This is a genomic window from Yersinia hibernica (genome assembly GCF_004124235.1).
In the GTDB taxonomy this organism is placed as follows: domain Bacteria; phylum Pseudomonadota; class Gammaproteobacteria; order Enterobacterales; family Enterobacteriaceae; genus Yersinia; species Yersinia hibernica.
Genome location: NZ_CP032487.1, coordinates 353,936 through 367,046, shown reverse-complemented (window position 1 = coordinate 367,046; position 13,111 = coordinate 353,936). Strand labels below are relative to the sequence as shown.

The window sequence follows — 13,111 nt, the reverse complement described above, 5'->3', positions numbered from 1 at the left end:
ATACTTAAAAGTCCAGCGGTATTTGTACTAAGTTATTCGACTTTAATAAGGAGATACCCTGCTCCCCAATCAAAATAACTTTATACCCATTATCCAACACCGCCCCTTGCTGTAAACGAACCCCATTAGCCAATTGCACAAACCTTGAATAATTATTTCCGCCATAGCTGACAATCGCAGCGGGGAGAAGTTGAGTGCTTTGATCGGCGGCTGGGATATTCTGGTATCTCACTGGAAATGCATCAGGCTGTTCGCCGCGTATTGCCAGCATTTGTCTAAGATGTTGTTGTTGCTCGGGCGATAATACACCGCTAATAACAATCTCTTTATGACTTTGTGTCATGCTCAGATAACCTAATAACCCCAGTTTTTTTAAACTCTCCACTAAGTGTGAAATTTGCCCATCATGGGAATTAATAACCGTCCAACTTCTTAATCCCGCGACGGTTGCTAATACTTCCTGAACATTTCGCCATTTATCCCCCATCTCAATAGCACCATGGAGTATGACATTTCCTTTTTCTTTACCGGCATAAACCTCAATATCTTGATAGCCATATTGATGTAATACCTCATTTACACTGGCAATGAGCCGGTCATTGCAAACGAGTTGATTACGGAATACAACATGGTGCGAAACCAAAAAATTTTGCAACCGAATAACTGCAGAAGATGATTCACAGTAACCACTCAATGCGACACTGCCATCCGCTAACCAATCTGCATTTATTCCCTCTAAAGGGGGACTGTCCAGCTGTTTTGATAATTGCATTGGAACCGTCGGCGGGAGGCTAGAAAATAATCGATTAGATTGTTGTGTAAACCAGAATATAAATCCCAATAGCAGCGCTAATAATATAAATGTCACCACAGAGAGCCATAGTAATAAACGTGGTCCTGATCGGCGGATCATTTGCATCCCACTTAAAACATCAATTTCTTCGCCAAGGACTAATACTAAACCTGTGGTTTCAATTAATTGCCGTAAAGGAACCGGGTGCTGTGCATCATGCCGCAATCCATTTACCCAAACAGCATCTGGTGTCTGTAGCATTATTTGTGTTTTGCTGATGACCAAGGTCAATATTTGCCCCCGAGGTAATGGCAACAACACATCACACCCCAACTCTCCCAGGGTAAACTTTCCCTCAGGTAAAGTCAGTTCGCGGCCATTCAGTTCACCGCTTAATAGGCGAAGCTTGAATTTTACTGTCATGTCATGCCCCCGTATTAACTGGCACGGCTTTGATTAGAAATAGCCTGACAACACTGTGAGATTGCTTATTAGTGCTGCGGAATAATCCACCGAGTAAGGGGATATCCCCCAATAAGGGGATTTTATTTTGTGATTCAATTTGTTTGTCTTGAATGAATCCGCCCAAAAGTAAGCTTTGCCCAACTCGTAATGTCGCCTGGGTAGAAATATCTGAATTCTGTATTTCAGGCAAAGGTTCACTGCTACTGATAGGTGCCTGCTGCTGACCATCTTGAATATTCAAGTTCAGGAGAACTTCTTTTGTGCCATCAGAATCAATCATTCTTGGTGTTACGCGCAATAATGAGCCTGATGTTATTGATTCAAGTTTCGCCACCTTATCACCTTGTAACTTAGTATAAAATGTCACATTCTTATCCAATACTGCTTGAATATTATTTAAGGTAACCACGGAAGGGCGAGATAAAACTCTAGCGCGTGAGTTCTTCTGTAGCGCGTTGAGGCGAACCATAAAGTTCCCGGTATCACCAATCACTGTAGATAATCCACTGGTATTATTTGGCGTTGTCCCACTATTAAATGAAATCCCCGCGCCACCAATGGATGTAGATGCTGACCAATCAATGCCAAGCTGACTGATATCCCCAGCATCAACATCAATAATCGTCACCGAAATTTCTATTTGAACAGGTCGCAAATCCAGTTGGGTAATCAAACTACGATACATTGGCATATTAGCTTGGCGGTCACGGATAATAACCGCATTTTGCCGTGGGTCTGCTGAAAAAAGTGGCATACTGGCAGGAGCATCCCCTTGATCTTTTTCTCCCGCCAAAGGTAAATGGTTACCTGCACTCATTTCACGCAGAACACTGACCAGGCCCGGTAATTTAACTTCTTGATCTCGATACTGGTAAGTCGAGTCGGCGGCAGAAGCATACTTTAACTGGAAAACTTTCACTATTTCTTTATTTTGGCTTTGTTTACGCGCCTGCGAAGCAAGCATTCTAGTCAGTGAAGTCACTCGTTCAATACAAATAGGCACACCCGTCACTTCAATTGCATTAAGGCGAGCAATCGCCTGTACTGCACAATTTTTCCCCTCAGGCACCCCACTTTGTTTTAGATATTTTATTAAGGTTCCTGTCGACAGTCCTTCAGGGGATATAAACTCTCTTTTGATTGATTGATTTTTATAGAAATAAAGGATATCCCCGTCATAGTACCAGGTAATATTGTATAGCCCCGCCAGTTCAGACAGTATTTGATCTGGTGTTTTATCTTGGATCTTACCACTGAATTTTTCATTTATTTCTGGACTAACAGTCACGGGAATACCATAGTTCACGCCAATATCATTCAATAAATTAGCGACTGTCATCCCGCGACTATAAATGAAGAAAGGTTCGCCTTGCCAAGGAATAGCTTTACCCGTCGCCTGGGATACGAATAGCAATAATATTAAACCAGCCATTTCTTTCATGGAACAATCCTGCTGACATCTATTTTATGCTGGCTTAAAAGGTGTGTTTTAGATGTATTCATCGTGGCTACCAATGAGTTGAATATTTGGATAACAGCATAAATCCTCTCAAATATTATGGATAATTCTTGCCACTCATTATCGGTGTTCTTTCTTTCATCGAGAGTATATTGATGCCAAAGCCACCAATAGTCTCCTCTAAGCTGTAATGCAAAATCCTGCATATCCTCAAGAGCCACCAGCATGAGAGAAATATAGTGAATCAGTGAGTGAGATATCATTTTTTTGTCAGTAAAAACAACACTAATACAAAGAGAGTGGCCATAATCAATCGCTTGAGCGGGAATCTGGCTTAACGTAAAGCACATAACATTAGTATCTGATAAATGAATATCTTTGATTAAAGGCTGCATTTTCAATATTTCTAACATTAACTATCACTCCAACAATACCCCGGTTTAATTATCCCCAAAACTTAAATTCTTGTTATAAGGTAAAAACCTGATTTACTCATTATTCATAATTAAATGAATCTATAACGAGCCGTAATGAAATCAGTGTAATTCTTGATATCAAATTTTTATTGTGGCGTACTAAAAAAAACAGTCAGGTGACTTTATGAAAAAATCATCATCTCTCGTCACTCGATTGACACTATTACTTGGTATGACCTTAACGGCTATTTGGCTAATTTCAATTGTCATGACGGCATTCTTTTCATATGAAGATACACGTCAACGATTAGTGAATGAACTCACGCACATAGCATCATTACGTTCAGACTTAAGCAATTACCAATTCGAGGGTGCAGAACGGGATGCTCTTGCACTGATAGACCGCCAATCTCATTATCAAATGAACTGGGAACTTCCCATACTGCTCAAAAATGAAGATGCAAAAAATAATACTCTCGTTAACTCGATAACATGTAATTCGCCCCAATCTAAACATGATTTTCAGGTAAATCAGGCTTATAGTTCTTCAGGCCAAACCTATTATCTTGATAGTTTTACAATTAAACGAAGCAATGGAATTACCATATTCAAACCGCAGGCAGTCTCCAACAATTACTTGAAGCAGCGGCGCAAAGAGCTACTTTTACTTCCCGTGTTCCCCACTCATGATAATATTTTTTGGGGTATGCCGACGTATACGGCAAAAAATGGTTGGCATATCTCCGTTGCCGCCTGTGACCAAATGGGGTCATTAGCGGGATTTTCATTAAAACTAAATGAATTAGTGAATGACAATCAATCGGTTGAGAAGAGAGATATTAATTTATGGCTGGATAAGGATGGTAAGTTATTACCTCTTTTTCAACAGAATATACCGTCAAATCAGTTACATGACATTATTCGCCAACTAAAAGGTATCCACTTGCACGATGGTTGGCAGCAAACTCCTGATTATTTAGTACTAAGAACTCAACTCAAAGGCCCAGGTTGGCAACAATTAGTTATTTACCCGCGAATAGGTTTTGCCTGGGAGGCAGCAAAACCCGCATTACATCAACTCCCCTTTGCACTGGCTATTTTATTATTGCTTACCCTGGCGCTTTCTTTATTACTGCGATATTACCTGGCTATCCCTTTATGGAATTTTGTCAATATTATTGGGGCCACCGGGCCACAAGCAATGGAGCCAAGATTACCGATTAAACGTATGGATGAATTAGGCCATATTGCTCGTGCTTACAATAGTTTGCTGGATACCTTGAATAAGCAATACGATACATTAGAAATGAAAGTACAAGAACGTACGATGGCATTGGCGAAATCAAAATTAACAGCAGAACAAGCCAACCAGCGTAAAAGCACCCATCTGACCACAATAAGTCATGAAATCCGCACCCCTTTAAATGGGGCTTTAGGTGCGGTGGAGTTATTACAAAATACGCCCCTAACAACGGAGCAATACCGGTTAGCGGAGACCGCTCGCCAATGCTCATATTCATTACTGGCAATCATCAACAATCTTTTGGACTTCTCACGTATTGAATCCGGCCAATTAACTCTCTCTCAAGAAAAAATTGCACTTTTGCCTTTGCTCGATCAGGCGATGTTAACTATTCATAGTCAGGTTTTGAGTAAATCAATTGTTCTTTCTACTTACGTTAGTTCAGACGTGCCGCTAGAACTTGAATTGGATAGCCAACGCATAAAGCAAATTCTGGTTAATTTATTGGGTAACGCGGTTAAATTTACGCAGCAAGGTCACATTAGTCTGACCGTTGAACGCAAAGGTCAGCAACTCTGTTTTGCCGTTGAGGATACTGGCTGTGGCATTGATTTACAGCACCAACAGAAAATATTTCGTCCCTTTATTCAGACTTATGACCACGGGCAAGGAACGGGGCTCGGGCTAACTATTGCAGATAATCTGGCAAAGATGATGGGGGGACACATAACACTTTACAGTAAACCAAACTCGGGGAGCCGTTTTTCATTAATTCTGCCGTTTAATGGAGTCACTCCTGTTATACCTTTTAAGGGTGAGTTTTGTTCATCACCTCCATCATTACAGGCACAATTATCTGCTTGGGGTATAACCTGCCAACCAATAAATAATAAATCGGTAAATCCGCCACAGGAATTCTTAGCTGATAAAGAATTATGCTATTTACCGGGACGTTTATATACCAAGGTCAAACAGTATTTGGGCAATAAGGAGTACGCCGCCTCAGATTATTCGGAGAGACAACATAATCTTCCGCTACAACCTTGGTATATGAGTATATTGCTGGTCGACGATGCAGAAACTAATCGTGATATTACTGGCATGATGCTTAAACAACTGGGGCATGAGGTTACGCTGGCAGAGAGTGGAGAAATGGCGCTGCGTATCGGGCAGAGCCAATGTTTTGATCTGGTGCTGATGGATATCCGCATGCCTGGCATGGATGGCCTTACCACAACGCAATATTGGCGCAATGATGTAATGAATTTAGATAACCGCTGCATGATAACGGCACTTAGCGCGAATACTAACCCTGACGAAAAAATAAGAGCTTATCAGGCAGGGATGAATCATTATATTTCTAAACCTGTAACGTTTAGTCAACTGGCCATCGTGCTTGATTTAACGGCTCAATTTCAGATCGAACGTGGGATTAATCTCATCCCTCAAATAACCACATCCAGACCATTATTGAACCTGACCGACAGTTCACTTCGTCTGACATTATCAAGATCACTACAAGAACTACTGCAACAAGCAAGAGACTCTCTGACTCACATCCCCACATTATCAGACCATCTTCATACACTAAAGGGTTGTGCTGGCCAGGCAGGGCTAATCGAATTACAAGATGCTGTTATCCAACTGGAAATAGCCATAGAAGCTAAGAAAATCATCACACAACAAGATATCACTCGCCTCGACGAGATGATCCACTGGCTATTTCAGCCATGGAGCCCACGCAACGCCATTTAAATCATCAGGTAAAGAAAATAACTATATGAATACAAAATTATTAATTGTTGACGACCATGAGCTGATTATTAACGGTATTAAAAATATGCTTGTGGCTTACCCTCGCTATCAAATAGTCGGTCAAGCAGAGAATGGGTTAGAAGTGTATAACTTATGTCGCCAAACCGAGCCCGACATCGTCATTATTGATTTAGGATTACCCGGTATGGATGGCCTTGATGTCATTATTCAACTGCTTCGCCGCTGGCCAACCATGAAGATATTGGCATTAACAGCTCGTCATGAGGAGCATTACGCCAATAGGACATTAAATAATGGTGCGCTAGGGTATGTTCTGAAGAAAAGCCCACAACAGATTTTAATGGCCGCAATTCAAACTGTATCAGCAGGTAAGCGCTATATTGATCCCGCGCTTAATAGCGCCTTATTGAGTAAGCCGGCTCAAGGCAATGAGATTCATCAACCCGTGCTGACACCACGCGAGCGGCAAATATTAAAACTGATCACCGAGGGTTCCTGCAATCGCATTATCGCGACTCAGCTCTCTATCAGCCAAAAAACTGTTGAGACCCACCGGCTCAATATGATGAAAAAGCTGGATGTACACAAAGTCGCAGAACTGATTCGTTGGTCATATCGCTTAGGTTTAAATGATTAATGCCAGCAAGTGGTCTGTATGCTTATTTTTGTTGAATGGACAATAAAAAACCCTTGTTAGCATCACGTTAACAAGGGTTATTTTGACTAATAAATAGCTTACTGGCTAGCTTTGAACCGGGGTCTGTTTCGGGGCAAACAACGTTTTCTCATAAGCCTTGGCTTTCTTATGGTCAAACTGGTGCTCCCACTTGGCAATAACCAGCACAGCTAATGCATTTCCCACGACATTCAGTGCGGTACGCGCCATATCCAGAATACGGTCAACCCCCGCAATAAAGGCCAACCCTTCTAATGGAATACCGACACTGCCTAATGTCGCCAGCAAAACAACAAAAGAGACGCCCGGAACGCCGGCAATACCTTTCGAAGTGACCATCAAGGTTAGAACCAGAATGATTTCCTGCCCAATGGACAGTTCAATACCGTAGAGTTGGGCAATAAATATAGCCGCAATACTTTGATATAATGTAGAGCCATCCAAGTTAAATGAATAACCGGTCGGTACCACAAAACTGGTAATGGCTTTTGGCGCGCCATAAGCTTCCATTTTTTCGATAATTCGTGGTAAGACAGTTTCTGAGCTGGCAGTGGAATAGGCCAGAATTAACTCATCCTTCAGAATTCGAATTAATATCCAAATACGCAGCTTACACAACCTGGCTACGGTACCTAATATCACCAAGGCAAAGAAGAAAATAGCGGCGTAAACTAGCACAACCAACTTGGCAAGAGGAATCAGTGAAGCGAAACCAAAGTTGGCAACAGTCACTGAAATTAAGCCAAATACCCCGATAGGCGCATAGCGCATAATCATGTGTGTGACTTTGAACATGCTTTCAGATACTGCTTTAAATACATTCAACAGTGGTTCTTTGGTTTCTTTTGGCAATGAAGACAGCCCTAAACCAAACAACACTGAGAAGAAAATAATGGGCAACATATCGCCTTTTGCCATAGAGGCAAAGACGTTGGCAGGGATCAGCGATAAGATAGTGCTGACCAGACTGTGGCTACCACTTTGAACTTGTTCAGTGGTTTTTTCATACTGAGAAATATCGACCACGGTCAACGCCGACATATCAATACCTTGCCCTGGCTGGAATACATTCGCCAAGGTGATCCCGACAATAATGGCAATGGTCGTGATAACTTCGAAATAGATGATGGTTTTTAGACCAATTCGCCCAAGTTTTTTCGCATCACCAACACCGGCAATACCTACAATCAAGGTTGAAATAACAATGGGTACCACAATCATTTTAATTAAGCGGATAAAAATATCGCCCGCTGGACTTAAAATATTACTAACCAACCACTCTCTTGATTCAATTTGGTTATGCAGAATTGCACCAACCAAAATACCCAATACCAGTGCAATGAGTATTTGCCAGGCCAAACTTATTTTTACACTTTTCATACCCTAAAAATCCCTCAGAGCATCCCATAAAATGCAAGCTACCAAGCATCTCAAATAGAATACTTAATCATTAAATACGGGGCTATAGTTGATAGAACTTATGGTTCAGCCTCCCGCCAGCCGTCCACGGTATAAATCAGTATCATTTCTGGGCACCCCTCTGCAAGCCTTGTTTACACTAAGCCTACATTGTAGCAGCGCATGATATCAGCCAGAATAATCATGCATAATCTGTAAATATTTGTTATTAAAAAAGTAAAACTCACCAATGCCAAATAATAACTAGGCCACACTGTAGAAAAAATGAGCTAAATTAAATTACTGCATAAACCGTAATTTTGTTCTCTTCCTTAATGTATTATGTTTATATTTTGTTAAATTTGATTTAGGATAACTCTCGTGCTGCAAGAATATTCTTAATATACAGACTATTTTTACTCTGAAAAAGAGCATGAGCAGGACAAAATAAAAAATATTATAATGCATATTTATTCTTTAGGGTTTTTATTTATAAGTGCATATTTCAAGCTCGAATATATAGGAGTTTTTAATTGCAGCGAGATATTAAAATAATATTTACTTCGTAGTTGTAAATTAATAATTTACTTTTCGGTTAACAATTAATACTTCAAAAAATTAATCACGCTACGTTAATATCTCTGCCCCGCCAGGCTACCAATATCCCCTTTTTATACTGAAAATGAGCTGACAACCACATTTCCTTTCCTTTATTGCGTAGTCAAATGGCACCTCTTCTATCCTTAAGATATCGATTCACCACTCAGCCCATTAAGTAAGTCTATAAATCAACATCTTTTATGCGTGATCTGCCGCCCAAAAAAGAAACAAAACATCCTCTCACACTATAATTAACTTTTGATTGACATATTATTAACAATCTCAAGGAGAACGATTATGAGCCAAATACATAAGCACCCTATTCCAACTGCAATTGCAGAACATGCCCTGATAAACCCAGAACAATACCAGCAATACTATCAACAATCGGTGCAGAACCCAGATGAATTCTGGGGTGAACATGGCAAGATTATTGATTGGATGAAGCCGTACAAAACGGTGAAGAACACGTCTTTCGATCCCGGCCATGTCAGTATTCGCTGGTTTGAGGATGGCACACTGAATCTGGCAGCCAACTGCCTTGACCGCCATCTGGCAGAGCGTGGTAACCAAACCGCGATTATCTGGGAAGGTGATGACCCTAATCAGTCCAAAAAAGTGACCTACAAACAGCTTCATCATGATGTATGTCAGTTTGCCAATGTCTTGAAAAAGCTGGGCATCAAGAAAGGTGATGTGGTCGCTATTTATATGCCGATGGTGCCAGAAGCCGCGGTTGCCATGCTGGCTTGTGCACGCATTGGTGCTGTTCACTCCGTGATTTTTGGTGGTTTCTCACCTGATGCCGTCGCCGGCCGTATTATTGACTCTAACTCAAAACTGGTCATTACTGCCGATGAAGGCATCCGTGCTGGTCGCGCAATTCCACTGAAAAAAAATGTCGATGAAGCACTAAAGAATCCGGCCATTACCAGCATCAAAAATGTGGTGGTATTCCAACGCACCGGCAATGCCAGTTACTGGAAAGACGGGCGAGATTTGTGGTGGCATGACCTGGTTAAAGATACGTCTGCCGACTGCCCACCCGAAGAAATGAATGCTGAAGATCCACTATTCATCCTTTATACCTCTGGCTCCACCGGTAAACCAAAGGGCGTGTTACACACCACTGGCGGTTATTTGGTGTATGCCGCACTGACCTTTAAATACGTATTTGATTACCATCCAGGTGATATCTACTGGTGTACTGCGGATGTGGGCTGGGTGACTGGGCATAGCTATTTGCTGTATGGCCCACTGGCCTGCGGTGCAATAACACTGATGTTTGAAGGTGTGCCTAACTATCCGGGAGTCAATCGTTTAGGCCAGGTCATTGATAAACATCAGGTCAATATTTTATACACCGCCCCAACAGCAATCCGAGCCTTAATGGCCGAGGGTGATAAAGCCATCGCCGGCACCAAACGGACTTCGCTGCGCATCATGGGATCGGTCGGAGAGCCCATCAACCCAGAAGCATGGGAATGGTATTACAACAAAATCGGTAATAGTAAATGCCCGATTGTCGATACTTGGTGGCAGACCGAGACCGGCGGTTTCATGATAACCCCACTCCCCGGCGCGACCGAGTTAAAAGCAGGTTCTGCGACTCGCCCATTCTTTGGTGTGCAACCCGCACTGGTAGATAACCTAGGTAACCCGCAAGAAGGGGCTGCTGAGGGGAATCTGGTCATCACTGATTCGTGGCCAGGTCAGGCCAGAACCCTGTTTGGCGACCATGACCGCTTTGAACAAACTTACTTCTCTACGTTTAAAGGCATGTATTTCAGTGGTGATGGCGCACGCCGTGACGAAGATGGCTACTACTGGATAACTGGCCGAGTTGATGATGTGTTGAACGTTTCAGGCCATCGTTTGGGCACCGCAGAAATAGAATCAGCGCTGGTATCACATCCGAAAATTGCCGAAGCCGCTGTTGTTGGGGTGCCGCACAATATCAAAGGGCAGGCTATTTATGCCTATATCACATTAAATCATGGCGAAGAGCCAACGCCAGAACTGTATACCGAGGTGCGCAACTGGGTGCGTAAAGAAATTGGCCCAATCGCAACACCGGATATTCTGCACTGGACCGATTCACTGCCCAAAACGCGTTCGGGCAAAATCATGCGCCGGATCCTGCGCAAAATTGCCGCTGGCGATACCAGTAACTTAGGAGATACCTCAACGCTCGCCGATCCAGGTGTCGTCGATAAATTACTGGAAGAAAAACAATCAATCCAAGCACCGTCGTAAATTATGCCGCCGATCGGCGGCACCTTATTTAATGCCTCAAAGGAGAGACTCTGATGAATGACAGCATTTATCAAGAGATTGAAAATAACCCGCGTTTCAAAGAGTTGGTGCAAAAGCGTGGTCGCTTTGCCTGGCTACTGTCGCTGATTACCTTAGCGCTGTATGTCAGTTTCATTTTCCTTATCGCTTTCGAACCACAATGGCTAGGCACCCCGCTATACCCAGGCTCCAGCATTACTCGCGGCATTCCCGTTGGTGTGGGCTTGATTGTTATTTCTTTTGTTCTTACAGGTATTTATGTTATTCGTGCTAATGGCGAGTTTGACCGTCTGACGGCAGAAATTCTTCGTGAGGTGAAGCAATGAAGACTCGCCATTGGTCCGCACTTTCCTTATTGGCTCTGCCTGCGCTGTCACAGGCAGAAGCAATTACCGGTGAAGTTCATCGCCAACCGCTAAACATTCAGGCGATTGTGATGTTCGTGCTGTTTGTCGGCGCAACACTTTATATCACTTACTGGGCCTCTAAACGTACCCGTTCGCGTGGCGATTATTACACCGCAGGCGGGCGTATAACTGGCTTTCAAAATGGTTTGGCGATTGCCGGTGACTTTATGTCTGCCGCCTCATTCCTCGGTATTTCCGCATTGGTCTATACCTCTGGTTATGATGGTTTGATTTACTCCATCGGCTTTTTAATTGGCTGGCCAATCATTCTATTCTTAATTGCTGAACGTCTGCGTAACTTGGGCCGCTATACTTTTGCCGATGTGGCATCTTACCGGTTAAAACAAAGACCTATTCGAACTTTATCAGCCTGTGGCTCATTAGTTGTTGTGGCCTTGTATCTGATTGCACAAATGGTCGGCGCAGGTAAATTGATTGAACTGCTCTTTGGTTTGAACTATCACGTGGCGGTGGTGCTGGTCGGTATCTTGATGGTGCTATATGTCCTGTTTGGTGGCATGTTGGCCACCACATGGGTACAGATAATCAAAGCGGTCTTATTGCTGGCCGGTGCATCTTTCATGGCTATCATGGTCATGAAGTCAGTTAATTTTAACTTCAACACATTATTCAGCGAAGCCGTCAAAGTTCATCCTAAAGGCCTCTCAATCATGAGCCCGGGGGGATTGGTATCTGACCCAATATCCGCCTTGTCTCTAGGTCTGGCATTAATGTTTGGTACCGCCGGTTTACCCCATATTCTGATGCGCTTCTTCACTGTCAGTGATGCCAAAGAAGCCCGTAAGAGTGTGTTCTATGCAACTGGCTTTATCGGCTACTTCTACATATTGACCTTCATTATTGGTTTTGGCGCAATCCTATTGGTCGGGCCAAATCCGGCCTTTAAAGATGCGGCTGGCGCATTACTCGGCGGCAACAATATGGCAGCCGTTCATCTGTCAAATGCGGTGGGTGGCAGCTTCTTCTTAGGCTTTATCTCCGCGGTGGCCTTTGCAACTATCTTAGCAGTGGTCGCGGGCCTAACCCTCGCCGGAGCTTCTGCGGTTTCACATGACCTTTATGCGAGTGTGATTAAGAAAGGCAAAGCCCACGAACGCGATGAGCTAAGAGTCTCAAAAATTACCGTCGTCATTTTAGGATTTGTTGCCATCGGCTTAGGTATTTTGTTTGAAAAACAGAATATTGCCTTCATGGTGGGCTTAGCATTCTCCATCGCAGCCAGTTGTAACTTCCCCATTATTCTCATCTCGATGTATTGGGAAAAACTGACCACTCGCGGCGCAATGATTGGCGGCTGGCTGGGGCTACTCACCGCAGTCATTCTGATGATTTTAGGCCCCACTATCTGGGTGACAATTTTGGGTCATGCAAAACCAATCTATCCATATGAATATCCAGCATTATTCTCAATGATAGTGGCCTTCGTCGGGATCTGGTTCTTCTCCATTACTGATAACTCAGCAGAAGGTCAGCAAGAGCGCTTGCGCTTCAAAGCCCAGTTTATACGTTCACAAACCGGCTTGGGCATTTCTCAAAGCAGTTCGCACTAATAGCCTTCACTA

At 43.0% G+C, this 13,111-nt stretch carries 9 protein-coding genes; 5 read left to right on the top strand and 4 right to left on the bottom strand.

Annotated elements, in window-relative coordinates:
* Window positions 1–4 precede the first annotated feature (4 nt).
* The 3 genes from sctD to D5F51_RS01700 are packed head-to-tail and all read right to left on the bottom strand — an operon-like array spanning window position 5 to window position 3,130.
* Window positions 5–1,216 (bottom strand): type III secretion system inner membrane ring subunit SctD, encoded by a 1,212-nt coding sequence (gene sctD, locus D5F51_RS01710; RefSeq protein ID WP_129195428.1) that lies wholly within the window; start codon window positions 1,214–1,216, stop codon window positions 5–7.
* A gap of 1 nt (window position 1,217) precedes the next feature.
* Window positions 1,218–2,699, bottom strand: coding sequence for an EscC/YscC/HrcC family type III secretion system outer membrane ring protein (locus tag D5F51_RS01705; protein WP_129195427.1), 1,482 nt, complete (start codon window positions 2,697–2,699; stop codon window positions 1,218–1,220).
* Window positions 2,696–3,130: a hypothetical protein gene (locus D5F51_RS01700; protein ID WP_129195426.1), complete on the bottom strand. Its 435-nt coding sequence runs from the start codon at window positions 3,128–3,130 to the stop codon at window positions 2,696–2,698. Before D5F51_RS01700 ends, D5F51_RS01705 begins: the two co-directional genes overlap by 4 nt.
* 187 nt (window positions 3,131–3,317) lie before the next feature.
* On the opposite strand from D5F51_RS01700, the gene D5F51_RS01695 reads away from it, so the two are divergent.
* The gene (locus D5F51_RS01695) at window positions 3,318–6,131 is read left to right on the top strand and encodes a two component system sensor kinase (RefSeq protein ID WP_129195425.1); all 2,814 of its coding nucleotides are present in this window, start codon (window positions 3,318–3,320) and stop codon (window positions 6,129–6,131) included.
* 25 nt (window positions 6,132–6,156) lie between these two features.
* Window positions 6,157–6,789 (top strand): two component system response regulator, encoded by a 633-nt coding sequence (locus tag D5F51_RS01690; protein WP_129195424.1) that lies wholly within the window; start codon window positions 6,157–6,159, stop codon window positions 6,787–6,789.
* 105 nt (window positions 6,790–6,894) lie between these two features.
* Here D5F51_RS01690 and gltP read toward each other — a convergent pair whose 3' ends face one another.
* Window positions 6,895–8,208: a glutamate/aspartate:proton symporter GltP gene (gene gltP, locus D5F51_RS01685; RefSeq protein ID WP_025379810.1), complete on the bottom strand. Its 1,314-nt coding sequence runs from the start codon at window positions 8,206–8,208 to the stop codon at window positions 6,895–6,897.
* 915 nt (window positions 8,209–9,123) lie between these two features.
* Here gltP and acs point away from each other — a divergent pair.
* Genes acs through actP form a run of 3 tightly spaced genes read left to right on the top strand, consistent with a single transcriptional unit; the run spans window position 9,124 to window position 13,099 of the window.
* Window positions 9,124–11,082 carry an acetate--CoA ligase gene (gene acs / locus D5F51_RS01680; protein WP_129195423.1) on the top strand — a complete coding sequence of 653 codons (1,959 nt, stop codon included), beginning with the start codon at window positions 9,124–9,126 and terminating at the stop codon, window positions 11,080–11,082.
* A gap of 53 nt (window positions 11,083–11,135) precedes the next feature.
* The gene (locus tag D5F51_RS01675) at window positions 11,136–11,447 is read left to right on the top strand and encodes a DUF485 domain-containing protein (RefSeq protein WP_129195422.1); all 312 of its coding nucleotides are present in this window, start codon (window positions 11,136–11,138) and stop codon (window positions 11,445–11,447) included.
* Window positions 11,444–13,099: a cation/acetate symporter ActP gene (gene actP, locus D5F51_RS01670; protein WP_129195421.1), complete on the top strand. Its 1,656-nt coding sequence runs from the start codon at window positions 11,444–11,446 to the stop codon at window positions 13,097–13,099. The genes D5F51_RS01675 and actP overlap by 4 nt, the downstream gene beginning before the upstream one ends.
* Window positions 13,100–13,111: the final 12 nt, after the last annotated feature.

Bases quoted from the DNA above. Each gene is read 5' to 3' on its own strand.
- D5F51_RS01695 (WP_129195425.1), top strand. From the start codon at position 3,318: ATGAAAAAATCATCATCTCTCGTCACTCGATTGACACTATTACTTGGT.
- D5F51_RS01690 (WP_129195424.1), top strand. From the start codon at position 6,157: ATGAATACAAAATTATTAATTGTTGACGACCATGAGCTGATTATTAAC.
- acs (WP_129195423.1), top strand. From the start codon at position 9,124: ATGAGCCAAATACATAAGCACCCTATTCCAACTGCAATTGCAGAACAT.
- D5F51_RS01705 (WP_129195427.1), bottom strand. From the start codon at position 2,699: ATGAAAGAAATGGCTGGTTTAATATTATTGCTATTCGTATCCCAGGCG.
- gltP (WP_025379810.1), bottom strand. From the start codon at position 8,208: ATGAAAAGTGTAAAAATAAGTTTGGCCTGGCAAATACTCATTGCACTG.
- actP (WP_129195421.1), top strand. From the start codon at position 11,444: ATGAAGACTCGCCATTGGTCCGCACTTTCCTTATTGGCTCTGCCTGCG.
- D5F51_RS01700 (WP_129195426.1), bottom strand. From the start codon at position 3,130: ATGTTAGAAATATTGAAAATGCAGCCTTTAATCAAAGATATTCATTTA.
- D5F51_RS01675 (WP_129195422.1), top strand. From the start codon at position 11,136: ATGAATGACAGCATTTATCAAGAGATTGAAAATAACCCGCGTTTCAAA.
- sctD (WP_129195428.1), bottom strand. From the start codon at position 1,216: ATGACAGTAAAATTCAAGCTTCGCCTATTAAGCGGTGAACTGAATGGC.